The organism is Nocardioides furvisabuli (genome assembly GCF_021083185.1).
Classification (GTDB): Bacteria; Actinomycetota; Actinomycetes; order Propionibacteriales; family Nocardioidaceae; genus Nocardioides; species Nocardioides furvisabuli.
In genome coordinates this window covers 92,635-115,478 of the sequence record NZ_JAIGQB010000004.1, presented here as the reverse complement: position 1 = coordinate 115,478, position 22,844 = coordinate 92,635, and the positions used below count along the sequence as shown (strand labels likewise).

21 protein-coding genes are annotated in these 22,844 nt (G+C 72.3%); 13 read left to right on the top strand and 8 right to left on the bottom strand.

Annotation, left to right across the window (positions count from 1 at the left end; genetic code table 11):
• Window positions 1-14: 14 nt before the first annotated feature.
• The gene (locus tag K4G59_RS09705; RefSeq protein WP_231251083.1) at window positions 15-1,382 is read left to right on the top strand and encodes a GntP family permease; all 1,368 of its coding nucleotides are present in this window, start codon (window positions 15-17) and stop codon (window positions 1,380-1,382) included.
• Window positions 1,379-1,912, top strand: a complete 534-nt coding sequence (locus tag K4G59_RS09700) for a gluconokinase (RefSeq protein WP_231250772.1) — start codon at window positions 1,379-1,381, stop codon at window positions 1,910-1,912. Before K4G59_RS09705 ends, K4G59_RS09700 begins: the two co-directional genes overlap by 4 nt.
• 27 nt (window positions 1,913-1,939) lie before the next feature.
• Here K4G59_RS09700 and K4G59_RS09695 read toward each other — a convergent pair whose 3' ends face one another.
• Together K4G59_RS09695 and K4G59_RS09690 are read right to left on the bottom strand one after the other, a co-directional pair.
• The gene (locus K4G59_RS09695) at window positions 1,940-2,428 is read right to left on the bottom strand and encodes a TspO/MBR family protein (RefSeq protein WP_231250771.1); all 489 of its coding nucleotides are present in this window, start codon (window positions 2,426-2,428) and stop codon (window positions 1,940-1,942) included.
• A gap of 34 nt (window positions 2,429-2,462) precedes the next feature.
• Complete coding sequence (locus K4G59_RS09690) at window positions 2,463-4,037, bottom strand: bifunctional NAD(P)/FAD-dependent oxidoreductase/class I SAM-dependent methyltransferase (protein WP_231250770.1); 1,575 nt, start codon at window positions 4,035-4,037, stop codon at window positions 2,463-2,465.
• Between the two features lie 67 nt (window positions 4,038-4,104).
• Between K4G59_RS09690 and K4G59_RS09685 the strand changes: the two genes are divergently transcribed.
• The 4 genes from K4G59_RS09685 (at window position 4,105) to K4G59_RS09670 (ending at window position 7,192) form a co-directional block, all read left to right on the top strand.
• The gene (locus tag K4G59_RS09685) at window positions 4,105-4,665 is read left to right on the top strand and encodes a helix-turn-helix domain-containing protein (RefSeq protein WP_231250769.1); all 561 of its coding nucleotides are present in this window, start codon (window positions 4,105-4,107) and stop codon (window positions 4,663-4,665) included.
• Window positions 4,666-4,718: 53 nt separating this feature from the next.
• Window positions 4,719-4,931, top strand: a complete 213-nt coding sequence (locus K4G59_RS09680; protein WP_231250768.1) for a hypervirulence associated TUDOR domain-containing protein — start codon at window positions 4,719-4,721, stop codon at window positions 4,929-4,931.
• A gap of 25 nt (window positions 4,932-4,956) precedes the next feature.
• Window positions 4,957-6,438 (top strand): cryptochrome/photolyase family protein, encoded by a 1,482-nt coding sequence (locus tag K4G59_RS09675; protein ID WP_231250767.1) that lies wholly within the window; start codon window positions 4,957-4,959, stop codon window positions 6,436-6,438.
• A gap of 70 nt (window positions 6,439-6,508) precedes the next feature.
• Window positions 6,509-7,192, top strand: a complete 684-nt coding sequence (locus tag K4G59_RS09670) for an AIM24 family protein (protein ID WP_231250766.1) — start codon at window positions 6,509-6,511, stop codon at window positions 7,190-7,192.
• 16 nt (window positions 7,193-7,208) lie between these two features.
• Here the strand turns inward: K4G59_RS09670 and K4G59_RS09665 are convergent, their stop codons facing one another.
• Window positions 7,209-8,408 carry an endonuclease gene (locus K4G59_RS09665; protein ID WP_231250765.1) on the bottom strand — a complete coding sequence of 400 codons (1,200 nt, stop codon included), beginning with the start codon at window positions 8,406-8,408 and terminating at the stop codon, window positions 7,209-7,211.
• Between the two features lie 319 nt (window positions 8,409-8,727).
• Here K4G59_RS09665 and K4G59_RS09660 point away from each other — a divergent pair, with 319 nt between their 5' ends.
• The 5 genes from K4G59_RS09660 to K4G59_RS09640 are packed head-to-tail and all read left to right on the top strand — an operon-like array spanning window position 8,728 to window position 14,331.
• Window positions 8,728-12,090 carry a sensor histidine kinase gene (locus K4G59_RS09660; protein ID WP_231250764.1) on the top strand — a complete coding sequence of 1,121 codons (3,363 nt, stop codon included), beginning with the start codon at window positions 8,728-8,730 and terminating at the stop codon, window positions 12,088-12,090.
• Window positions 12,087-12,527, top strand: a complete 441-nt coding sequence (locus tag K4G59_RS09655; protein ID WP_242532519.1) for a roadblock/LC7 domain-containing protein — start codon at window positions 12,087-12,089, stop codon at window positions 12,525-12,527. Before K4G59_RS09660 ends, K4G59_RS09655 begins: the two co-directional genes overlap by 4 nt.
• Window positions 12,528-12,541: 14 nt before the next feature.
• Entirely contained in the window at window positions 12,542-12,913 is a 372-nt protein-coding gene (locus K4G59_RS09650; RefSeq protein ID WP_231250763.1) for a DUF742 domain-containing protein, read from the top strand.
• Complete coding sequence (locus K4G59_RS09645) at window positions 12,894-13,490, top strand: GTP-binding protein (protein WP_056599054.1); 597 nt, start codon at window positions 12,894-12,896, stop codon at window positions 13,488-13,490. Before K4G59_RS09650 ends, K4G59_RS09645 begins: the two co-directional genes overlap by 20 nt.
• Before the next feature lie 4 nt (window positions 13,491-13,494).
• Window positions 13,495-14,331: an ABC transporter substrate-binding protein gene (locus tag K4G59_RS09640; RefSeq protein ID WP_231250762.1), complete on the top strand. Its 837-nt coding sequence runs from the start codon at window positions 13,495-13,497 to the stop codon at window positions 14,329-14,331.
• 93 nt (window positions 14,332-14,424) lie between these two features.
• Here the strand turns inward: K4G59_RS09640 and K4G59_RS09635 are convergent, their stop codons facing one another.
• Both K4G59_RS09635 and K4G59_RS09630 read right to left on the bottom strand, forming a co-directional pair.
• Window positions 14,425-15,630, bottom strand: coding sequence for a calcium:cation antiporter (locus tag K4G59_RS09635; RefSeq protein WP_231250761.1), 1,206 nt, complete (start codon window positions 15,628-15,630; stop codon window positions 14,425-14,427).
• A gap of 35 nt (window positions 15,631-15,665) precedes the next feature.
• Entirely contained in the window at window positions 15,666-16,652 is a 987-nt protein-coding gene (locus K4G59_RS09630) for a GTP pyrophosphokinase (RefSeq protein WP_269209944.1), read from the bottom strand.
• A 102-nt stretch (window positions 16,653-16,754) separates the two neighbouring features.
• On the opposite strand from K4G59_RS09630, the gene K4G59_RS09625 reads away from it, so the two are divergent.
• The gene (locus tag K4G59_RS09625; RefSeq protein ID WP_231250760.1) at window positions 16,755-17,363 is read left to right on the top strand and encodes a hypothetical protein; all 609 of its coding nucleotides are present in this window, start codon (window positions 16,755-16,757) and stop codon (window positions 17,361-17,363) included.
• A gap of 7 nt (window positions 17,364-17,370) precedes the next feature.
• On the opposite strand, the gene K4G59_RS09620 is transcribed toward K4G59_RS09625, so the two are convergent.
• Window positions 17,371-18,789, bottom strand: a complete 1,419-nt coding sequence (locus K4G59_RS09620; protein ID WP_231250759.1) for a phosphodiester glycosidase family protein — start codon at window positions 18,787-18,789, stop codon at window positions 17,371-17,373.
• A gap of 91 nt (window positions 18,790-18,880) precedes the next feature.
• Here K4G59_RS09620 and K4G59_RS09615 point away from each other — a divergent pair, with 91 nt between their 5' ends.
• Window positions 18,881-20,086 carry a site-specific DNA-methyltransferase gene (locus K4G59_RS09615; protein ID WP_231250758.1) on the top strand — a complete coding sequence of 402 codons (1,206 nt, stop codon included), beginning with the start codon at window positions 18,881-18,883 and terminating at the stop codon, window positions 20,084-20,086.
• A 76-nt stretch (window positions 20,087-20,162) separates the two neighbouring features.
• On the opposite strand, the gene K4G59_RS09610 is transcribed toward K4G59_RS09615, so the two are convergent.
• Window positions 20,163-21,572: a WS/DGAT/MGAT family O-acyltransferase gene (locus K4G59_RS09610; protein ID WP_231250757.1), complete on the bottom strand. Its 1,410-nt coding sequence runs from the start codon at window positions 21,570-21,572 to the stop codon at window positions 20,163-20,165.
• A gap of 122 nt (window positions 21,573-21,694) precedes the next feature.
• A complete protein-coding gene (locus K4G59_RS09605; RefSeq protein WP_231250756.1) occupies window positions 21,695-22,828 on the bottom strand; it encodes a glutamate--cysteine ligase in 1,134 nt (377 codons plus the stop codon).
• Window positions 22,829-22,844 lie beyond the last annotated feature (16 nt).

Here is a 22,844-nt window from a genome sequence, read left to right as displayed (position 1 = left end):
ACCTCGTGGACACCATGACCCCCGTCTACGGCTCGGGCACCCTGCTGCTCATCGCCGCAGCCGCTGTTGCCGTCCTGCTCACCCTCATCATCGTGCTGCGCATGCACGCCTTCGTGGCGCTCGTGCTCGTCAGCCTCGGCACGGCCGTGGCCGCGGGGGTGCCCCTCGCGGACGTCCCGTCGGTCGCGATAGCCGCCTTCGGCAGCACGCTCGGCGCCGTGGCGCTGCTCGTCGGCCTCGGCGTGATGATCGGCCGGCTGCTTGAGGTGACGGGCGGCGCGCAGGTGCTGGCCGACACCCTGATCGGCCGCTTCGGCGAGAAGCGCGCGCCCCTGGCGCTCGGCATCGCGGCGCTGCTCTTCGGCCTCCCGATCTTCTTCGACGCCGGTCTCGTGGTGTTCCTGCCGATCATCTTCTCGGTCGCCAAGCGCTTCGGCGGCTCGGTCCTGATGTACGCCCTGCCCGCCGCAGGTGCGTTCGCCGCGATGCACGCGATCGTCCCACCGCACCCCGGCCCGGTCACCGCCGCCACCGAGCTCGGCGCGAGCATCGGCCTCACGCTGCTCGTGGGCGTCGTGGCTGCCGTGGTCGCGTGGTTCGTCGGCGTGTACGCCGTCACGATCGGCTGGCTCGGCAAGGTGCACGTCCCGGTCGACGACTCGGTGCTCACCGGCGGCCGCGAGGTCGACGAGGGCGCCCGCCCCGGCTTTGCCCACGTGCTCGGGATCCTGCTGCTCCCGGTCCTGCTGATCGCCGGCAACACGATCCTCACCACCCTGCGCACGAACGAGACGATCGCCGCGGACGGCGGGGTTGCGGACGTCTTCATCTTCATCGGCCAGACCCCGGTCGCGCTGCTCATCGCGCTGCTGGTGGCGACCTACACCCTCGCGGTCCGGCACCACTCGCGTGCCGAGGTCGAGGGCCTGCTCAACGACGCGCTCGGCCCGATCTGCGCGATCATCCTGATCACCGGCGCGGGCGGCATGTTCGGCGGCGTGCTCCGCCACAGCGGCATCGGCGAGGCGCTGTCGGACTCCCTCGCGGACCTCGGGCTGCCGCTGATCGTCTCGGCCTTCGTCATCGCCACGATCCTGCGCGTAGCCCAGGGTTCCGCGACGGTGGCGCTGACCACCACTGCGGGGCTGCTGTCCGCCGCGGTCGCCGAGGCCGACCCGTCCTCGCTGCAGCTCGTCGCCCTGGTCCTGGCCATCGCCGCCGGTGCGACCGTGCTCTCGCACGTCAACGACTCGGGCTTCTGGCTGGTCGGCCGGTTCTTCGGGATGGACGTGAAGACCACGCTCAAGACCTGGACGGTCATGGAGACCACCCTCGGCGTCGCGATCTTCGTCATCGCCCTGGGCGTGTGGGCGCTCGGATGACGGCCGACCCGGTGGGCCCGCTCCACCTCGTCTTCATGGGCATCTCGGGGTCGGGCAAGTCCACGGTGGCCGAGGCCGTCCGCAGCCGGCTGGGCTGGGAGCTCGCGGAGGGCGACGACTTCCACCCGGAGGCCAACGTCGCCAAGATGCGCGAGGGCATCGCGCTGACCGACGCCGACCGGTGGGGCTGGCTGGAGTCGCTGGCCGCCTGGACCGCGGAGCGCGACGTCAGGGGAGAGCCCACGATCATCACGTGCAGCGCCCTGCGCAGGACCTACCGCGACGTGCTGAGGCGCGGCGGCGAGGGGACGTTCTTCGTCCACTCCACCGGCGACAAGCACATGATCCTCGAGCGGATGAACGCTCGCGACCACTTCATGCCGCCGAGCCTGCTGGAGTCCCAGCTCGACACCCTCGAGCCGCTGCACCCGGACGAGCGCGGGATGGACGTCGACCCGGCGGTGCCGGTGGACCGGATCGCCGCGCTGGTGCTGGCCCGCCTCGGGCTCGAGCCGGGCGACGCCCACTGAGCTGAGCTCCGCAGGGCTCACGTCGGCTCAGTTGAGGACGACGATCCCGGCGTTGAGCGCCGTCGCGAAGCAGGTCCACGCGAGGTAGGGCACGAGCAGCCAGGCGGCGACCCGCGAGGTGCGCCACGCGAGCGCGATCAGGGCGGCCACCGCGACGTCGAGCACGACGATGTCGACGAGTGCCAGGACGTAGCGGTCGGCGGAGAAGAACAGCGGCGTCCACGCGAGGTTGAGGACCAGCTGGCCTGCCCACAGCCAGAGCACGCCGTCCCAGCCACGCGCGCGCCAGAGCAGCCACCCGGCGACCGCGATGAAGAGGTAGAGCACCGACCAGACCGGGCCGAAGAGCCAGGCCGGGGGAGCGAAGGACGGCAGCTCGAGCGCGCGGTAGGTCGCCTGCGCCGACGAGGCCGCCAGTCCGCCGACGCCCGCCACGACCGTGACGGCGACGAGGAAGGGGAGGACGGTCCACCACTGGCGGGCGGGTGGCACGTGGGGCATGTCCCGAGACGTCATGTCCCCATCATGCCGACCGCCCGTGCGGCAGGCCTCAGCCCTCGAGGCGGGCCCGCAGGACCGCGTCGGCGATCGCGATCTCCTCGCCGGTCTCCGGGTGCGGCTGGATCCGCGGCCGCGACTCGCACACCTCGACCCGCCACTCATCGCCCAGCGCCGGCAGCAGCTGGTCGGCGGTGTGCATGAAGGAGTCGTGGCCGTGGCGGAGCCCGGAGTGGACGTCGCTCGGCGCGTGGCCGACGACGAGCAGCGTCCCGCCCGGGGCGACCGCGGACGCGAGGCGGCGTACGACATCGACCATGCCGCCGTCGGGCAGGTGCACGAAGTGGGCGGTGACGAGGTCCCAGGTCTCGTCGTCGGGCTCGAAGGTGCGGACGTCGAGCAGGCGGGTCGTCACCCGGTCCCCGAGACCGGCGTCCGCGGCGTGCTCGGTCACCCGGGCCAGGGCCGCCTCGGCGAAGTCCGACGCGGTCACCTGCCAGCCCCGCTCGGCCAGCCACAGGGCGTCGCCGCCCTCGCCGCAGCCCACGTCCAGCGCCCGTCCCGGCGGGAGGTCGGCGGCCTCGGCCGCGAGCTGGACGTTGACCCGGCCGCTCCAGACCTTGTCGCCGGAGTAGCGCTCCTCCCACGCGGGCCGCTCGAAGAGGCTGGCGCGGTGCTCCGCGACCGCGGCCGCCGCCTCCTCGCCCGCGAGCTCGGCGTTGATCCAGGCGCCCACGCGGACGCCGTGCGCCGCGGACGCGACGAGGACCATCGAGACGTCGGTGACGTTGCCGGCGGCGAAGATGCCCGGCACCGACGTGGCACCGCTCGGCTCGACCGGGACGACCGAGCCGTGGGCGACGCCGTTCACCTCGAACGGCGCCGGCTCGATGCCGAGCGGGCCGAGGTAGTCGGCGCGCGCGTGCGGCATCGACGCCACCACGATCGCGTCGCGCTCGAGCACCGAGCCGTCGGCGAGGCGGAGCCCGACGAGCGCGGCGCCGTCGTCCGTGGCGACGACCTCCTGCGGGGTGCCGTGCACGATCGTGACGCCGATGGCAACCATCTTCTCCAGCTCCTCGACGGGCAGCTCGACGCCGTCGAGGAGGACCAGCGTCACGTCGTCGGAGAGCTGGCGGAAGAGCAGCCCCTGGTGCCCGGCCATCGGGGTGGTGCCCAGGATCGCGATCCGCCGGTCGCGGACCTCCCAGCCGTGGCAGTAGGGGCAGTGCAGCACGTCCTTGCCCCACCGCTCGGCGAGCCCCGGCACGTCGGGCAGCTCGTCGCTCACCCCGCCCGCGACCAGGATCCGCCGTGCGGTGACCCGGCGACCGCCCTCGGTCGTGACAACGAAGGAGCCCGCCTCGCCGGACAGGCCCACGACGCGGTCGGCGAGCACCTCGACGCCGTACGCCGCCACCTCGGCGCGGCCGATCTCCAGCAGCTCGAGCGGGGGGACGCCCTCGCGCCCGAGGTAGTTGTGGGCGTGGTCGGCAGGGGCGTTGCGCGGCTCGCCGGCATCGATCACCAGCACCGACCGCCGGGACCGGCCGAGGGCCATCGCACCACTCAGGCCGGCCACGCCGCCGCCGACCACCACCACGTCGAAAGTCATGTCGTCACTCATGTGGACGATGATGCGCGGGCCTTCGCAATATTGACAAACAATATTGCTGCAATGGCAAACTGGACGCATGGACGACGAGGGAGTGCTGCGCAACGTCGGGCCCCGCCTGCGCCAGCTGCGGCTGGAGCGGGAAGCGACGCTGACCGACCTCGCCGAGGAGACCGGCATCTCGGTGAGCACGCTCTCCCGGCTGGAGTCCGGACAGCGCAAGCCCACGCTCGAGCTGCTGCTCCCGCTCGCGCGCGCCCACCGGGTCGCCCTCGACGAGCTCGTCGACGCCCCCGAGACCGGCGACCCGCGGGTCCGCTCGAAGCCGGTGGTGCGGCACGGGCGCACCTTCATCTCCCTCACCCGGCGCCCGGGCGGGTTGCAGTCCTTCAAGATGGTGATGCCGGTCGAGCGGGACCCGGTGCCGACGCTGCAGACCCATGAGGGCTACGAGTGGCTCTACGTCCTCAGCGGGCGCGTCCGGCTCGTCCTCGGCACGCGTGACCTGACGCTCGAGCCAGGCGAGGTCGTCGAGTTCGACACCCGCACGCCGCACTGGATCGGCAACCCCGGCCCCACGCCTGCCGAGGTGCTGGCGATCTTCGGGCCGCAGGGGGAGCGGATGCACGTCCGCTCCTGAGAGGCACGCCCTGGGGTGAGGCCGGTGCCGGTGCGCGGTGGCACCGTGGGGACATGGCGATCCGCACCGGCACGACAGTGAAGTGGAAGTGGGGCTCCTCGTGGGCCGAGGGCACCGTGAAGGAGGTCCACCACGACGACGTCTCCCGCACGACCAAGGGCGAGGAGGTCACCCGCCACGGCAGTGACGACGACCCCGCCTACGTCATCGAGCAGGAGGACGGCACCACGGTCCTCAAGCTCCGGAGCGAGGTCGAGCGAGCCTGAGGGCACGGCTCCTAGGCTGGCGCGCATGACGACCCGCTGGCTCTTCGGCGACCAGCTCGGCCCGCACTTCGTCGACGACCACCGCGGGCCGCTGCTGATGGTGGAATCGACCGGCGTCTTCCGGCGCCGCCGCTTCCACCGGGCGAAGGCGCACCTCGTGCTGAGCGCGATGCGGCACCGCGCCGCCGACTTCGGCGACCGGCTGACCTACGTGCAGGCCGGGACCTACGCCGAGGTCGTGCGCGAGGTGCAGGAGCGCGACGAGGTCGAGGTCCTGCACCCGACGTCGTATGCCGCACTGGGACTGGTCGAGCGGCTCGGCGCGACCGTCCTGCCGCCGCGCGGGTTCGCCACCGCCCGGGACGACTTCGAGCGCTGGGCCGAGGGGCGGGGCGCCAAGCGGTTGCTGATGGAGGACTTCTACCGTCGCGCCCGGCTCGCCCACGGCGTGCTGGTCGACGGTGCGGAGCCGGCCGGCGGGAGGTGGAACTTCGACCACGACAACCGCGAGCCGGCGCCCAAGGGCGCCTCGACCCTGGGCGTCACCGAGCCCTGGTGGCCGTCCGAGGACGACATCGACGCCGAGGTGCGTGAGGACCTCGACCGGTGGGAGCGCGACCTCGGCATCGAGACCATCGGTCGCGACGGCCCGCGCCGCTTCGCCGCTACCCGCCGCGAGGCGCTGGTCGCGCTCGAGCACTTCGTCGAGCACCGGCTGCCCGACTTCGGTGCCCACGAGGACGCGATCCTCGAGGGCGACGACTGGATGGCCCACAGCCTGGTCAGCGCCCCGATGAACCTCGGCCTGCTCGACCCCCTCGAGGTCGTCGAGCGCGCCGAGGCGGCCTACCGCAGCGGTGCGGCGCCGATCGCCAGCGTCGAGGGCTTCGTCCGCCAGGTGATCGGGTGGCGCGACTACGTCTGGCACCTCTACTGGCACCAGGGCGACGACTACCGCCGGGAGAACGCGCTGCGCGCCACCGAGCGGATGCCGCAGTGGTTCGCCGAGCTGGACGGCGCCGCGACCGACGCGCGCTGCCTCTCCCACACCCTCGACAAGGTCGCCGAGCACGGGTGGGTGCACCACATCCCGCGGCTCATGGTCCTGGGCTCGTACGCCCTCCAGCGCGGGTGGGCGCCGACGCAGGTCACCGACTGGTTCCACCGGGCCTTCGTCGACGGCTACGACTGGGTGATGGTGCCCAACGTGGTGGGCATGTCCCAGCACGCCGACGGCGGGGTGATGGCGACCAAGCCCTACACGTCCGGCGGCGCCTACATCAACACCATGTCCGACCACTGCGGCTCGTGCCGTTTCGACCCCAAGGTGCGCGTGGGCGACGACGCCTGCCCGTTCACCGCGGGCTACTGGTGGTTCCTCGACCGGCACCGCGAGACCTTCGCCGGCAACCACCGGATGGCCCGAGCGGTCAACGGGCTCGACCGGCTCAAGGACCTCGACGGGCTCCTCGCCCAGGAGGACGCCCGCGGCAACCGCGCCCCCTGAGCCGGATCGCTAGGCTCGCGGTGACGCGGCCGATCGGTCCGCAGACGACACGACCAGCGCGGGGGGACACATGCGCAGCGAGCTCTTCGACCAGGCCAACCAGGAGAACGCGACCGCCGAGCGGTTCAGCCTCCACCACCGCAAGACGCTGCGGGTGGTGCTCGGCGAGCCGGTGCTCGCCGCCAAGGGATCGATGATCGCCTACCAGGGCCGGGTGAGCTTCGAGCACAAGTCGGCCGGCTCCATCGGCAAGATGATGCGCCGCCTGGTGACCTCGGAGGACACCCCGCTGATGACCGTCGCCGGCCAGGGCGAGGTCTTCTTCGCCGATGCCGCGAAGGACGTCTTCCTCGTCGGCCTCGAGGGCGACGGGCTCTCGGTCAACGGCAGCGCGCTGCTGGCGATGGACGCCACGCTGGAGTACGACGTGCACCGGGTGAAGGGCGCGGGGATGATGAGCGGCGGCATGTTCAACACCCTCGTCCAGGGCCACGGCACCGTGGCGCTCACCAGCGACGGGCAGCCGCTGATCCTCGACTGCTCGCAGACGCCGACCTTCGTCGACATCAACGCCGCGGTGTGCTGGTCGGCCGGCCTGGTGCCGCAGGTGGTCAGCTCGATGAACATGAAGTCGATGCTGCGCGGCGGCACCGGCGAGGCCTTCCAGTACGCCTTCCAGGGGCCCGGCTTCGTGGTGGTGCAGCCCTCCGAGGGTCCGGTCGTGCCGCCCCACAGCCACGGCTCGGGCGGCTGACCGGCCCGGGCCGGCGTCAGTTCCAGATGGCCGCAGCCCACTCCGGGTGGTCGATGAAGGGGTTGCGGTTGCCCTGCCACTGGGCGTGGATGCGGTCGTTGCGCCGCATCTCGAAGGTGTCGACCGGGTCGGCGGCGTTCCAGGCCAGCAGCGTCTCGAGGTCGCCGATCAGCGTGGAGGACGTGCCGACCGTCGAGCTCATCTCGAGGTCGTTGAAGCCGTCTCCGCCCTCGTAGCGGATCGCCATGTAGAGCAGCATCCGTGCCACGTCGCCCTTGACCGCGTCGCGGGGCTCGAAGGAGTCGCCGTCGGTCCAGCAGTCGTTGCAGCCGGAGACCGCGGAGCCGCCGTTGTCGAAGTCCTTGTTGCCGCGGACGCTGTTGACGGTGACGTCCTCGGGCCGGATGTGGTGCAGGTCGGTGCCCGGTCCGGCGCTGGTGGTGAAGCCGCCGCGCGACTGCGCCCAGACGTGCTCACGGTTCCAGTTGCCGGTGCTGCCGCCGTTGCTCGACTTCGAGATCGAGCGTCCGGTGTAGAGCTCGATGACGTTGGCGGTGTTGCCGGGGTCCTGGTCGGTGTCCTTGAGCGCGGTCCACACCGCGTCGTACGACAGCTTCGTGTGGTCGTCGATGATGTCGTGCAGCGCGGTGCGCAGCGCGGGGCCGGACTTGCCGACGGCCGGGGCGTAGTAGGTGGAGTCCCACGGGCTGGTGCCACCGGGCGGCGGCGGCTCCGTGGTGCCGCCGGAGAGCGCGAAGGCGGACGTGCTCGTCATGCCCGGGTGGGAGAAGTACGCCGACAGCGCGCCGGTGACGTCGATCTGCTTGCCCATCAGCGACGGGTTGGTGCGCAGGCCCCACTGCGAGCGGAAGGCCGACGGGATCTGCACGTAGAGCATCGACGAGGTGCTGGTCGTCGACGCCGAGGCGGCGATCGCCAGCGCGTAGTCGCTGGGGAAGTTGGAGCGTACGACGGTGTGGGTGGCAGTCGGCTGCCCGACGACGTAGCCGCGCACGGTCTGCGTGGCGCCGGTCTGCTGGCCGATGGCCTGGCTGACGGTGAGCGGCGTCGCGGCGGCCGCCGGAGCGGAGGCCGAGGGAACGAGCACCGGCACCGCGAGCGACAGGGCCAGCGCCAGCGAGAGGGACAGGGCGAGGGTGAGGGAGGTGACAAGGGCGCTCGTGCGGGAGCGGCCCTTCCCGAGAAGGAGGGTCATGGCGGTGATCGTGCCGCACCGCGGGGGCGGAGGGAAGAGGTCCGAGATGTCAGGGACGTGTCCAGGAATCGTCTGCGCGGATCGCAGGGCAGGTGACCCACCTGTCACTTCCCGCGCTCTCGACACAGCTGTGATGGTGCCAGTGGTGTCGGTGGGACGCCCTGCACGCTCAGGAGCACAGCGAGAGACCCCTTACACCGTGATCACCGAAGTTCTGCGAAAACGCCACGGAATGTCGCCGGACTCTTTAGGTTGAGTCTGCTTCGGTCCCCCCGGGGCACGTTCGTCGTCGAAGTCGCTCACCAATCGCGAGGCACACATGACTCAAGATGCAGCCCAGCCCCGCAGGGGCGCGGGTCTCTCGGTCGCAGGATGGCCGCTGCGCCGCAAGATGGCCCTCGCGCTCGCCATCCCGCTGCTGCTCGCTGCCGTGCTCGGCGGGCTGCGCGTGACCAGCGACTACAGCGACTCGCGCCAGGCCGCGAGCAGTGCCCGACAGGTGACCGTCATCCAGCCGGCGATCGACTACCTGACCGCCGCGGAGGCCGCGATGGTCGCCGCGCAGACCGACAGCGCGGCCAGCCAGGGCGACCTCATCGACTCCATCAGCGACATCGCCAGCTCGGCGGAGACGCTCGTCCAGGCGCGTGAGTCCGCCGACCTCGACGAGCGCCAGGCCGCCCACGTCGACGCGCTGCTCGACCTCAGCCAGGCGATGCGCGGCGTCGGCGCCGAGAACCTCGGGCCCGCCACGTGGATCGCCCTCGTGCGCCAGCTCGAGTCGAGCGTCTCGCAGCTCATCACGAGCGTGAACGCCGCCCAGGAGACCCCCGAGCCCCGCCTCGAGCAGATCTCGCAGGCCATGAGCGGCCGGCTGTCGCTCGCCCTCCAGCAGGGCCTCCTCGCCACCTCGCTGTCGCAGTCGAGCTCCCAGGAGCTCTTCTCGGAGATCGGCGTGGAGGCGGCGGCCATCGACCGTCTCGCCGGCTCCGTCGAGGGCGCGGACGACCAGACCGCCCTGCTGCGTACGCAGAACACCCGCCACGCGGGCCAGATCCGCGACGACTCCGCCACGAACCTCGACGGTCGCGACGCCTACGTGCCCTACGACGAGATCACCCAGACGCTCGTCACCGGCGTGACCGACACCCTCGACCAGGCCGCCTCCGACGCCCAGCGCAACGCCCTCGTCGGTGCGGTCCTCACGCTGCTGGCCCTCGCTGCCGCTGTGTTCCTGGCGCTCTTCGTGGCACGCAGCCTCCTCGAGCCGATCGGCAAGGTCCGTGAGGGCGCGCTCGCCGTGGCCCGCCACCGCCTGCCCGACGCCGTCGCCCGGATCCGTGCAGGCCAGCAGCCCGAGCCCATCCGGACCATCGAGGTCACCACCAACGAGGAGATCGGCCAGGTCGCCCGCGCTGTCGACGACCTGCACCGCCAGGCCATCCACCTCGCCTCGGGGGAGGCCCAGCTGCGCCAGACGGTCAACGCGATGTTCGTGACGCTGTCGCGCCGCTCGACCTCGCTGGTCAACCAGCAGCTCGCGCAGATCGAGCGCCTCGAGCACGACGAGGAGGACCCCAAGCGCCTCGAGTCGCTCTTCCGCCTCGACCACCTCGCCTCGCGCATGCGGCGGACGGCCGACTCGCTGCTGATCCTGGCCGACGCGCCGAACCGTGCGGCCGGGCAGTTCAGCCTCACCGTCGGCGAGGCCCTCCAGGCCGCGACCTCCGGTGTGCAGGACTACCAGCGTGTGCAGATCCTGTCGCACCTCAGCACCCGCGTGGGCGACGAGGCCGCCGCCGATGTCGTCCACCTGCTCACCGAGCTCGTCGACAACGCGCTCAGCTTCTCGCCGCCCGCCGAGCCGGTGCGCCTGGCCGCCAAGCTCGGCGAGGACGGCGTCACCGTCACCATCACCGACTCCGGCCTGGGCGTGCCCCCGGCCGAGCTGGAGCAGCTCAACGGCGACCTGCGCCACGGGGCCGAGGCGACGCCCGACACCGCTCGACGCATGGGTTTGTTCGTGGTCTCGCGTCTCGCCGAGCGCCACAGCATCACCGTCAGCCTGGCGCGCAACCCCGGTGGCGGCATGACCGCATCGGTCGTGCTCCCGACGTCGGTCCTGCCCGACCTGCCGCAGACGAGCGCGCCTGCCGCCGCCCCGGCCGTCGCCGCCGCTGCGAGCGCCGCGCCGGTGGCCGAGACCCTCGACACCTCCGACGTCGCCGCGAGGACCGAGTCCAGGCGCGAGGCCCGCAACCGTGCCCGTGTGGAGAAGGCGCAGGCCAAGGCTGCCGGGAAGGCCGCTGACAAGGCTGCCGCCAAGGTCACCGAGGAGCCCACCCAGCCGGCTGCTGCTGCGCCCGTGGCCGCACCGGCCGCGCCCGCTGCCACCCCGGAGCCGGCGCCCGCACCCGTCGCCGCACCCGCCGCCGCTGCGGCCGCCCCGAGCCCGGACCGGCCGTCGCTCGAGAGCCTGCTGCCCCGTCGCGAGCCCGGCGCCAACATCCCGCGCACCGGCGCCGACGCCTTCCTGCCGCCGGAGACCTCCGGCGCCACGGGCCCGCTGTTCGGCAAGCGTGCCGAGCCTGCTGCGGACGCCGCTCCGGCACCTGCTGCGGCTCCGGACGCCGGCGCGGGAGCGGCCGAGAAGGTGGCCTCCGTCGTCCCGATCACGGCGCTGGCCTCGCGCCAGCGGGCGCAGGCCGTGGAGGAGGCGCGCACCGCGGAGCCCGCACCGGCTCCCGAGCCCGCCGCCCCGCCCGCCGCCCCGCCCGCCGCCGAGTCCCCCGCCGAGCCCGCCGCCAGCACCGAGGAGCCCGCCCGGGCCGCCGACCCGCTCTCGGACCCCCTGACGGACCCGCTGCCCGACGACGCCTTCGACGGCCCGCAGCCCGCCGCGGACGTGGAGCCCGAGCCCGAGCCCGAGGTCGAGGCCGAGCCCGAGCCCGAGCAGACGGCCGTCGCCGCGACCCGGCGTCCCGACGTCGAGGTCGACGTCGACGACCCGCTGGGTCTCGGCAGCTCGCAGCCCGAGGCCGTGCCGGTGCCGGCCGCCGTCGAGCCCGAGCCCGCGCCCGAGCCCGAGCCCGAGCCGGTCGTGGAGCCCCAGCCCGTCGTGGCCCGGGTCGACCCCGAGCCCGTGCCGGTCGCCGAGGAGGCGCCCGCGCCGACGCGCGAGCCCGCTGCGGCGGCGTACGGTGCCGACGTGCTCGGCAGTGCGTACGCCCCCGCGCCGCTGGCCACCACCGGCCGCGCGGCCAACGGGAACGGCCAGAACGGCCACGCGGCCAACGGCACCGGCACCGGCCACGGCACCGGCAACGGCAACGGCGCCACGGTGCGTGCCGGCAGCGACTCGCCCATCTTCAAGTCGATGCGCTCGGGCTGGCTCGCCAGCGAGGGCGAGGGCGAGTTCCACCACACCGAGATCGACCGCGGATGGGAGATCGCGGAGAAGGCCGCGGAGGAGGTGCCGGTGGTCGAGTCCACCGTCACCGGACTGCCGCGACGTGCTCCCGGGGAGCGCCTGGTCCCCGGTAGCGTGACCCCGCCCACGGCGGCCAAGACGCGCGATCCCGAGGCGATCCGCCGCCGCCTCCAGGCCCACACCGCGGGTGTCTCCCGCGGTCGCCGAGCAGCCCAAAGTCCCCCTCAGCACACGGAAGCAGGCCCCGCATGACGCACGAATCCGCCGCCCCCGCCGTCGGCATGAACAACGCCGGTGACGACCGCGACCTCGACTGGGTGATGTCGCGCTTCGTCGAGGAGGTTCCCGACGCCGCGCACGCCATCCTCGTCTCCGCCGACGGTCTCCTGATGGCCTCGAGCACCAGCATCCCCGGTGAGCGGGCCGAGCAGGTCGCCGCCGTCTCCTCCGGTCTCGCCAGCCTGGCCGTCGGCGCCGCCCGCCTCTTCGAGGGCGGCTCGGTGATGCAGACCATCGTCGAGATGGAGATGGGCTTCCTCATGCTGATGAGCGTCGGTGACGGGTCGAACCTCACCGTCCTCACCACCGAGGAGGCCGACATCGGCCAGGTGGGCTACGAGATGGCCCTGCTGGTGGACCGCGTGGGACGTACCGTCGAGGCCCAGGCCCGCGTCGGTACGGGCGGCTGAGTCCGCACACCGCCATGACGCCGCCACACGAGCCGGAGGACGAGGGCGCCTACCGCCCCCGCCTGATCCGGTCCTACACCATCACCGCAGGTCGGACGGCCACCAGTGTCGACCTGGCCATGGAGGCCACGCTGCGCCTCCAGGCTGGTGCGGAGGCGCCCGTCCTCTCCCCGTCTGCCGCGCAGGTTCTCGAGGTCTGCGACCGCCGATCCGTGGCCGAGGTCTCGGCCCTGACCAAGATGCCGATCGGCGTCGCCCGGGTGCTGCTGGGCGACCTCATCGAGCAGGGACTCATCCGGATCCAGGCCACCATCACCGACAAGTCGTCGACAGATGAGCGTCTCGAGCTCATCGAAAGGACCCTCCGTGGACTTCGAAACTACTAAGGCACAACGAGCGGCTGCGTCGACGAAGATCGTCATCGCAGGCGGCTTCGGTGTCGGCAAGTCGACGCTCGTCGGCGCCGTCTCGGAGATCGACCCGTTGCGCACCGAGGCGCTCGTCACCAACGAGTCCGAGGGCGTCGACGATCTCGCCGCCGTGCCCACGAAGGCCACGACCACCGTGGCCATGGACTTCGGTCGACTGACGCTGGCGGAGGACCTGGTCCTCTACCTCTTCGGCACGCCCGGCCAGCGGCGCTTCTGGTTCATGTGGGATGACCTGTGCCGCGGCGCCATCGGCGCCATCGTGCTGGTCGACGTGGCCCGCCTCGACGAGTCGTTCTCGCCGCTGGACTACTTCGAGTCCAAGGGCATCCCCTTCATCGTCGCCGTCAACGAGTTCGACGGCGTCCCGCGCTACCCCGCCGAGGAGATCGCCGCCGCGCTGGCCCTGCCCGCCGACGTACCGATCATCAGCCTCGACGCCCGCGACCGCGAGCAGGCCAAGGGCGCGCTCGTGAAGATCACCGAATACTCGCTCATGCGGCTTCGTGAGTCGCTCACCGTGAATGCGAACTGAACCGATGACCGTGCGCCGCTCTCCCGTCCTTCGTGGGCCCGCCCCCGGCAGGCCCGCCCGCACCGCCGCGGCGGTCCTGTCCTCCGTGGCGCTGCTGGCCACGCTGGGTGCCTGCGGAGGTGCCGCCAGCGGGGAGTCGGCCGACTCCCTGACCGAGGTGTCCCTGGTCTTCGAGGGCGCGTTGACGGTGTGCACCGACATGCCCTACGCGCCCTTCGAGTACGAGGAGAAGGGCAAGCCGACCGGCTTCGACATCGACCTCGTCCGCAAGGTGGCCGACTCGCTCGAGGCCGACCTCGACGTGATCGACGTGTCCTTCGACGACATCACCTCGGGCGACTCGCTGAACAACGACGTCTGCGACGTGGCCATCTCCGCGATGACCATCACCGGCGAGCGGGCGCGCGTGGTCGACTTCTCCAGTCCCTACTTCGACGCGAAGCAGGCGCTCATCACACCCCGCGGCTCGGGCCTCGACACGGTCGAGGAGCTCGCCGGCACGCGCGTCGGCGTGCAGAAGGACACCACCGGCGAGACCTACCTGAGCGACTTCGCCCCTGCCAGCACCCGGGTGACGGCGTACGACGACGCCGCCGGCCTGCAGGCGGCGCTGGCCTCCGGCGAGCTCGACGCCGCGATGCTCGACAACACGGTGTCGGGTCAGTTCGTCTCCGACAACCCGCGGCTCAAGCTGGCCCGCGAGTTCGACACCGGCGAGCAGTACGGCATGGCGGTGAAGAAGGACGGCAACATCCCGCTCCTGCGCCAGATCAACGGCGTGCTCGCCGACCTGCGTCAGGACGGCAGCTACGACAAGATCTACGGCACGTACTTCGGCTGAGTCCCTCCGGGAGCCCGCCACGAGCGGTGCCCCAGCCACCTTCCCGACTCGTCGGGGGCGGCTGGGGCACCGCTCTCGTGCGTCGGTGCGCCCTCAGGGCGCGATCGTCAGGAACAGGAACGAGACGAACAGGATCAGGTGCACGCCGCCCTGCAGCGGCTTGGCCCGGCCCGGCACGACGGTGAGGATCGACACCGCGGCGGTCAGCAGCAGCAGCACCGTCTGGAGCTGGTTGAGCCCGAGGTCGAGCGGACCGTCGAGCCAGATGCTGGCGACCGCGATGGCGGGGATGGTCAGGCCGATGGAGGCCATCGCCGAGCCGAGGGCGAGGTTCAGGCTCACCTGCACCCGCTGACGGGCTGCCGCGCGGACCGCCGCGATGGACTCGGGGGCGAGCACGAGCAGGGCGATCACCACACCGACGACCGCCTGCGGGAAGCCGAGCGCCGCGACGCCGGACTCGATGGCCGGGGACTCGACCTTGGCCAGGCCGACGACCGCGACGAGCGAGACGACGAGGAGGCCGAGGCTGGCCAGCGCGGCACGGCCGGTGGGCGGGTCGGCGTGACCGTCCTCGTCGAGGTCCACGGGCTCGTGCTCGAAGCGGTCGGGGGCCGCCTCGTGCTCCGCGGTACGGGCAGCGGCCCGGCTTCCTGCGCGGTCCGACGCGGCGGCCGCGGCCTCGGCCCTGGTGGCCACCATCGGGACGTACTGCCCCGGGGCGACCGGGAGGAAGAAGTCGCGGTGCCGGATGGTCTGGGTGAAGACGAACAAGCCGTAGAGCGCCAGGGACGCGATCGCGGCGAAGGCCAGCTGGGCGCCGGTGAACTCCGGGCCCGGCTCGGACGTGGTCACCGACGGCACCACCAGGCAGAGCACGGCCAGCGCGATCACGGTCGCCAGCGCGGCGCCGGTGCCCTCGGGGTTGAAGACCGCGAGGTGGTGCTTGAGCGCACCCACCAGCAGCGAGATGCCGACGATCCCGTTGAGGGTGATCATCACCGCGGCGAAGACGGTGTCGCGGGCCAGGCCGGCGGTGTCCTTGTCGGTGGTGACCATCAAGGTGACGATCAGCCCCACCTCGATGATGGTGACCGCGACCGCCAGCACCAGCGAGCCGTAGGGCTCCCCGACACGGTGGGCGACGACCTCGGCGTGGTGCACCGCCGCGAGCACGGCGGCCACGAGCAGCACCGCGAGCGCGCCGAGCACGATCCCCTCGGGATGGGCGAACCAGGCTGGCACGAGGGCGACGATGGCCACGATCGGGGCAAGGGTCGTCCAGGAAGGGCGGCTCATGGCGCAACCCTAGGGCGCGCGCTCGAGCGCGCCCCTCAGGTCTCGGGGGTCGTCAGCTTCTCCAGCCGCGCGCGCAGCAGCGGGACCCGGTGGCTGTTGCCGGCGAGGGTGACGTACTGCTCGCCGAAGATCGCGAGCAGGGCGTCGTCGAGGCGGCGTACGGCCCCCGCGGGGTAGCGGTAGCCCATCCGGCGGATCACCGCGTCGGCGTCGACGGAGGTGAGCAGGTCGGCGAGGTCGTCGATGCCGTCGATGCCGAGCTGGGTGAGGAGGTCGGCGATCCAGTCGTAGTGGTCGGTGTGGGACCAGCCGGCATCGCTGTAGTGGCCGGCGAGGAAGGTCGCGAGGTCCTGGCCGACGATGCGGTCGGCCTCCGGCTCGGTGGTGCTGCCCGGCGCGGCGGCCTGGATGCGCTCGCGGATCGTGGCGAACTCGCGGTCGGCCAGCTCGATCAACCCGGCGGCGAGGGTGAAGCGGCGGTCGAGGTCGGCCGCCGCATCCTCGGGGACGTTGCCCTTGTAGCGGATGTCGTGCTCGAACTCCGCCCACGCGTGCTGGAGCACGGTGCGCACCTGGACGCTCGCCCGGTGGCCCTCGAGCACCGGCAGCTCGGCGCCGGCACGGGTCTGGACCAGCAGGTGCCGGCTGGCGTAGCCGAAGCGACCGGACCGGGCCGTCTCCTCGCCCAGGTCGCGGTCGTCGAGCATCACCAGCTCGTCGTCGAGCACCTCGGCGACCGCCGCGACGTCGCTGTGGACGTAGGTGATGACGCGGACGCCGATCTGGTCGGTGATCTGGTCGAGGGGCTCGGGGTAGAGGGGGCGTCCGCCCTCGGCGCGGTTGGCCTTCGCCGCGAACGACGCCACGCTCTTGGTGCGCCCGGTGACGCTGAGGTAGTCGATGCCGGCGTCGTCGAGCAGGACCTGGATGAGGGCGACGAAGGCCTGGGTGGCGGACGCGAGCTGCGGCTGCCGCGCGGCATAGGCGCGTACGGCCTCGCGCACCGGCTCCTGCTCGTTCATGTCGCCCAGCCTGCCAGTCGGGGTGTCGCAGCGTCGACGCCGCGCCCGGTGAGCCGCGGCCTCACCGTGGAGCCAACCGGTCGTGGCTGACGTCTGATCACCATGACGACTCGGACGCGCACCCTCCAGCCTGCTCCCGGCCAGCCCCGCTCCGCTGCCCGTGTGTTGGTCCTCGCCGCCCTCGGGCTGACGGCTGGCCTGGCCGCGTGCGGTGACGACGCGCCCGACGACACCGCGACCGAACCGGCGCCCTCGTCCGAGGTCACCTCTTCCGGCACGCCGAGCCCCTCGGAGCCCGGGCCGACCGAGGAACCGGCGAGCGAGTCGTCGGACCCGAACGTCCAGAGGGTGGAGGCGAACGGTTTGGCCGGGATCGACGAGGCGACGGTCGTCGGCGCGACCGAGGGTGGCGGCTCGGTCTCCACGCTCGCCTTCGCGCTCGACACCGAGCACGCTGTCGCGGACTTCGCCGTCGAGCTGCGGTCCGGGCTGGGGGAGAGCGTCTCGGCGGAGGTGGCGGACCTCGCCGCGGAGTCGCCCGACGCCACGCCCTACGGTGCCGTCGCGCACATCGGCTGCGAGGCCCCGACCAGCGTGGTGATCGACGCCGGCGAGGCCGGCTTCGAGGTCGTCCCGCAGCTGCCCAAGAGCACCGTGCAGTGCCTGGCGCCGGTGACGTACGTCGTGCTGTTCGCCGCGCCGAACGCCTGAGCGGGCGTCAGCGGGCGGGCGCCGGGACCGGGGTGGGCGTGGGCGTCGGGGTCACGGCCGGCGGCAGGATCGGGACCACCGGCGGCAGCGGTGCGTGGTAGACGATGCCGAACGCGTTGGGCACCAGGCGCTCGCCGCCGTCGGAGGGCTCGTTGACGATCCCCATCGCACCGGTGCCGGTGCGGGTGTACATCGCCGAGGAGCCCCCGCCGTCGAGGTTGATCGCGTTCTCGGCGCCGAGCGCGGTCATCAGGTCGGCGAGCTCGACCATGGTGTAGCCGCGGCTCGCGGTCGAGCGGCCGTCGACGACGAGGATGAGGAGCTTGCGCCCGTCGGCGTCGATGCCGACCGCCGTGCGCGGGTGGGCGATGGTGTTGTTGACGACCGTGCGCACGCCGTTGACCAGCAGCGGCCGGTCGCCGCTGATCGCGACGGTGGGCCTGCCGCCCCCGAAGCGCGTGGCCACCGTGATCTTCTTGCCCTTCTTCAGGGTCTTGAGCTTGCCGGCGGCCGGTCCGGTGCCGATGAGGACCTTGTCCCGCTTGCCGATCTTGGTGCCGCTGGAGAGCTTCGGGCGGTTGGACACGACGCGGTTCTTGCGCAGGACGACTTCACGGGCGCGCTTCTTGCCGCCCGTGACCTGGTAGCCCGGGGTGCGGTTGAACGCGTGGGTGAAGACGCCGATCTCGCCGGCCGGCACGCTCGGGTGGTTGATGCCGCTGACCGACCACCTGCGCCGCTGGCGGATCGTGTTCTGCACGGCGATCGGGCTGACGTGCGGTCCGGCCGCGTCGAACCACAGCGTCGAGTTCACGCCGGGGATCCAGCCCTCGCGCGAACCGGTCAGGATGCCCGCCTCGCGGTCGACCGACGTGCCGAGCGGCGCGTTGGTCCGGCCGATGTCGAAGAAGTCGCCGTTGACGGCGGTGAGCGCGTCGTTCCAGCCGCCGAGCTGGCTGACCTTCTTGCGGCTCGTGACGTAGGTGGGGGACAGCTCCTCGAAGGAGAGATCGGGGGCGTCCAGGTCGACGGTGACCAGGTTCATCCGCACCTGGCCGACCGGCTGGCGGCCGTCGACCTGGTCCCACTCGCGCAGGACGACGCCGGGGGCGATCTGGTGGCTGACGTCGTTCTTCACCTGCACCGAGCGGCCGCGGAGGCTCGGCGGGGGACCGACGACGGTGCCCGGCTTGCCGTCCGAGGTCTGGTTGCGTCCGCGGTAGCCGCCGTGCGGGCCGGAGAGGCTGCCGCGGGCCGACGTGGAGTCCCGGTCGCCCGTGCCCTCGTCGGCGACCGCCGGCGCGACCCCGAGACCGGCCACGAGCACGCCCGCCGTGGCGACCGTGAGGAGCCGGGTGCGGGTCAGCGGCGAGGCCGACCGGGAGGTCGACGGGGAGGCAGCAGGACGGCGCGAGAAGACGGACACGCGCTCCAGAGTAAAGGACGTCGTGGGACTCGTGGGATTGATGGGACGAACGGTCGCTGAGCGGCGTACGGGTGCGCCTAGGCTGCGGCTCGTGCCCGTCGAGCCTGGACCCGTCGTGTGGAACACCCTCCACGCCGCCGACAACCTCGACGTGCTGCCGCGCCTGGAGCCTGGGTCGGTCGACGTCGTCTACACCGACCCGCCCTACAACACCGGCAACGACTTCGCCTACGCCGACCGCTTCCGCGACGGTTCGCACGCCGACCCGTACGCCGGACGCCACGCCGCGTGGACCGCGATGATGCGCCCACGCCTCGAGGCCGTGCGCGAGGTCCTCGCCCCCCACGGTGCGGTCTTCGTCAGCATCGACGACAACGAGGCCGCGCACCTGCGGCTGCTGATGGACCAGGTGTTCGGCGAGGCCAACTTCCTGGCGCAGATCGTGGTCAACCTCAACCCCAAGGGCCGCCAGCTCGGTCGCGGGTTCGCGACCAGCCACGAGTACGTCCTGGCGTACGCCCGCCACCTGCCCGCGTGCGCCGTCGACGGCAGCACCACCGACTCGGTCGACGAGGCCGACTTCCCGCTCAGCGCCGCGGACGGGCGCCGCTTCCGCTACCTGCCACTGCGCAACACCAACAAGAAGTTCAACCCGCTCACTGCGCCGACGCTGCACTTCGCGCTGTACGGCGATCCGGCGACCGGTCGCGTGGCCACCACCGAGTTCCCCGGCAGCCGGGCGCTCACGCCCGTCTTCGGCGACGGCCGGCCGGCCGTGTGGCGGTGGTCGCGGCCGCGGGTCGACGAGCGCCCCGACGACCTCGAGTGCCGGGTCATCCGCGGGCGCACCGGCGAGCGCGCCGACATCTTCCAGCGCGACTGGTTGCACCGCGAGGGCGGACGGCGCAAGAAGCTGCGCACCATCTGGCTGGCCGAGGAGATCGGCTCCACCGACACCGCCGTCGCGGAGCTCAAGGCCCTGGTCGGCCACGTCTTCGAGTCACCGAAGCCCACCGGGCTGGTGCGCCGCATCCTCGCCACCCTGCCCGACGACGTCGTGGTGCTCGACCCCTTCGCCGGCAGCGGGACCACCGGTCACGCCGTCGCGCTCGCCAATGCCGCCGACGGCGGCACCCGCCGCTGCGTGAGCATCAACTCCACCGAGCCGACCCGCCCCGGCTCCAACGCCCAGCTCGCGGGCCTGGCCACCGTCGCCGACATCACTCACGCCCGCCTCGCCGCGGTCGCCGAGCAGGTGGGCGGCGGCTTCTCGGTGGTCCCCTCGGTGGTCGAGTAGCCGAGCGACACCACCGAAGGAGGACTGCTGGCGCTCGCGGGCTGCTCGACCAGCAGGGGGATTCGAGAGGGAGTGCTCAGCGGACGCCGGCGGCCCGTTCGAGCGCCTTCAGCTCGTCGTCGAGGTGGGTCAGCAGCACCTGCAGGTGGGGGACCGTGCGCCGGCAGCCGGTCAGGCCGAAGCACATCTTGCCGTCGTACGACGTGCAGGTGATGTTGAGCGCCATGCCGTTGATGGGGATGGACAGGGGGTAGGTGCCGGTGAGCTTCGCGCCGTTCCAGTAGTGGGTGGTGCGCGGCCCGGGCACGTTGCTGATGATGAGGTTGTAGGGCGGGCGCACGATGCCCTGCATCCGGAGGACCGGGCCGAGGATCGCCGGCGCCTGGCCGAGCGCGCTCATCGCGAGGATCTGCGTCGGCGTCATGGCCGAGAGCCCGTCCTTGCCGTCCTTCATCGACGTGTTGATGGCCGTGAGCCGGTCGGCCGGGTCGGCGAGATGGGTGCCGAGCTGCACCATCACCGCTCCCACGGCGTTGCCGCCGTCGGAGGACGCGAGCTGTGACTGCTTGGCGTTGAGGCCGACGGGGACCATCGAGACCAGCGTCGTCTCGGGCAGCGCGTCCATGTCGAGCAGGTAGGTGCGCATCGCACCGCTCACCATCGCGAGCACGACGTCGTTGATGGTGGTGCCGGTGGCCTTGCCGACCGCGCGCAGCCGCTCGACCGGCCAGTCCTGGGCGGCGAATCGTCGCGAGCCGGTGATGTTCTGGTTGAGCATCGTCCGGGGCGCGTAGAGCGAGAGCGCGGAGGTCTCGTTGCGCACGCTCTTGTTGAGCGTGCGCACCAGTGCGCCGGGCATCCCGGCCGCCTCGGACGCGATCGCGAGCGCCGTACGCACGGTGGCGGCCGAGACGTCGGCCAGCGAGGCGCCGCCGTCGTCGCTCGGCCGCTGCTGGCGGGGCGCGCGCGGACGCAACGCCCACGGGGCGGGCATGTTGCGCTCGTCGGGGTCGGTCGAGAGCACGCTGGCGAGCAGGCGCATCGCGGAGACGCCGTCGACGAGCGCGTGGTGGGTCTTGGTGTACATCGCGACCCGGCCGTCGCGCAGGCCCTCGATCACCGTGGCCTCCCACAGCGGCCGCTCCCACGCCAGGCGGGTGCTGTGCAGGCGCGAGCACAGCTCGAGCAGCTCGCGGATCCGGCCGGGCTTGGGCAGCGCGCTGTGGCGCACGTGGTGCTCGATGTCGAACTGCTCGTCGGGCTGCCACACCAGCTGGCCCGCCGTACGCACCGAGCGGTGCGGGTGCTTGAGGAAGAGTGGGGCGACCTGCTCGACGTCGCGCATCTGCTCGTACATCTCGCGGACGTAGCCGCGGCCCGCGCCCTCGGGCTTCTCGAAGAGCTGGAGCCCGCCGACGTGCATCGGCATGTTGCGGTTCTCCGCGAGCAGGAAGCCGGTCGCTGTCGGGTCGATCGGGTCCACCACTGGGCTCTCCTCCGTGCGTGCGCCTCGTCCCCCGGGTCGAGGGCGTCGCAGCATCCTCTCGTCCCGGTGACGACAGCCACAAGGGCGCCGTCCAGCGACGGCTCGGGACAGGGAGGCGCGGGTCAGGCCTCGAGGGAGTGCGCGAGCTCGGCGACCAAGGCGTCCACGACGGCGACGAGGTCACCACCGGACTCGCGCGCGACCGCGCGCTGGCGCTGGTAGGACGCCCCGCGCCGCGGGATGTCGGCGACGGTGCGCAGCTCGGCCTCGCAGTCCAGGCGCTTCGCGACGGGCGTGAGGCGCTCGAGCAGGTCGTCGAGGTCGTCGGTGACCAGGCGCTCGCGGTTGGTGTCGTCGAGGATCACGATCGCGTCGAGGCCGTAGCGAGCGGCGCGCCACTTGTTCTCCTGGACCTGCCACGGCGGCAGCGTCGGGAGCCTCTGGCCCGCCGCGAGGCGGGTGTCGAGGTCGACGACGAGGCAGTGCATCAGGGCGGTGAGGGCCGCGACCTCGCCGAGGTCCGACATGCCGTCGCAGATGCGGTTCTCCAGCGTGCCGAGGTGCGGCGCGGGCCGCAGGTCCCAGCGCACGTCGGACATCGAGTCGATGATCCCGGTCGTGGTCTGGTCGGCGATGCAGGTCTCGAACTCGGCCCACGTGTCGAAGGCGAAGGGAAGCCCGGCGGTCGGCAGCTGCTGGAACATCAGCGCCCGGTTGGAGGCGTAGCCGGTGTCCTGCCCGGCCCAGATGGGTGAGCTGGCCGACAGCGCGAGCAGGTGCGGGTACGTCGTCAGCAGCGAGGCGAGCACGGGCATCACCCGGTCGCGCTCGGGCATCCCGACGTGGACGTGCACGCCCCAGATGAGCATCTGACGGCCCCACCACTGGGTCCGGTTGATGAGCTCGGCGTAGCGGTGGCCCTCGGTGAGGTGCTGGTGCGACCAGTCGGCGAAGGGGTGCGAGCCGGCGCCGAGGAGGTCGACACCGAGCTCCTCGGCGGCCGGCACGACGACCGACAGGGTGTCGCGCAGGTCGACGACGGCCTCGCCGACCGTGTCGCAGATCCCGGTCACGACCTCGACGGTGTTGCGCAGCAGCTCCTTGTGGAGCCGGGTCGGGTCGTCCAGCCGGCCGCCGGCCAGCTCGTGGACCTCGGAGGCGACGCTGACCAGGTCGCGGGTGACCCGATCGACGAGGGAGAGCTCCCACTCGACGCCGAGCGTCGGCCGCTGCGACGCGTGGAAGTCGATGCGCATGCGACCACTCTAGGGA

What these genes read in the sequence shown, in the direction of transcription:
- K4G59_RS09705 (WP_231251083.1), top strand. Translation starts at nt 15, where the DNA reads ATGACCCCCGTCTACGGCTCGGGCACCCTGCTGCTCATCGCCGCAGCC.
- K4G59_RS09700 (WP_231250772.1), top strand. Translation starts at nt 1,379, where the DNA reads ATGACGGCCGACCCGGTGGGCCCGCTCCACCTCGTCTTCATGGGCATC.
- K4G59_RS09695 (WP_231250771.1), bottom strand. Translation starts at nt 2,428, where the DNA reads ATGACGTCTCGGGACATGCCCCACGTGCCACCCGCCCGCCAGTGGTGG.
- K4G59_RS09690 (WP_231250770.1), bottom strand. Translation starts at nt 4,037, where the DNA reads ATGAGTGACGACATGACTTTCGACGTGGTGGTGGTCGGCGGCGGCGTG.
- K4G59_RS09685 (WP_231250769.1), top strand. Translation starts at nt 4,105, where the DNA reads ATGGACGACGAGGGAGTGCTGCGCAACGTCGGGCCCCGCCTGCGCCAG.
- K4G59_RS09680 (WP_231250768.1), top strand. Translation starts at nt 4,719, where the DNA reads ATGGCGATCCGCACCGGCACGACAGTGAAGTGGAAGTGGGGCTCCTCG.
- K4G59_RS09675 (WP_231250767.1), top strand. Translation starts at nt 4,957, where the DNA reads ATGACGACCCGCTGGCTCTTCGGCGACCAGCTCGGCCCGCACTTCGTC.
- K4G59_RS09670 (WP_231250766.1), top strand. Translation starts at nt 6,509, where the DNA reads ATGCGCAGCGAGCTCTTCGACCAGGCCAACCAGGAGAACGCGACCGCC.
- K4G59_RS09665 (WP_231250765.1), bottom strand. Translation starts at nt 8,408, where the DNA reads ATGACCCTCCTTCTCGGGAAGGGCCGCTCCCGCACGAGCGCCCTTGTC.
- K4G59_RS09660 (WP_231250764.1), top strand. Translation starts at nt 8,728, where the DNA reads ATGACTCAAGATGCAGCCCAGCCCCGCAGGGGCGCGGGTCTCTCGGTC.
- K4G59_RS09655 (WP_242532519.1), top strand. Translation starts at nt 12,087, where the DNA reads ATGACGCACGAATCCGCCGCCCCCGCCGTCGGCATGAACAACGCCGGT.
- K4G59_RS09650 (WP_231250763.1), top strand. Translation starts at nt 12,542, where the DNA reads ATGACGCCGCCACACGAGCCGGAGGACGAGGGCGCCTACCGCCCCCGC.
- K4G59_RS09640 (WP_231250762.1), top strand. Translation starts at nt 13,495, where the DNA reads ATGACCGTGCGCCGCTCTCCCGTCCTTCGTGGGCCCGCCCCCGGCAGG.
- K4G59_RS09635 (WP_231250761.1), bottom strand. Translation starts at nt 15,630, where the DNA reads ATGAGCCGCCCTTCCTGGACGACCCTTGCCCCGATCGTGGCCATCGTC.
- K4G59_RS09630 (WP_269209944.1), bottom strand. Translation starts at nt 16,652, where the DNA reads ATGAACGAGCAGGAGCCGGTGCGCGAGGCCGTACGCGCCTATGCCGCG.
- K4G59_RS09625 (WP_231250760.1), top strand. Translation starts at nt 16,755, where the DNA reads ATGACGACTCGGACGCGCACCCTCCAGCCTGCTCCCGGCCAGCCCCGC.
- K4G59_RS09605 (WP_231250756.1), bottom strand. Translation starts at nt 22,828, where the DNA reads ATGCGCATCGACTTCCACGCGTCGCAGCGGCCGACGCTCGGCGTCGAG.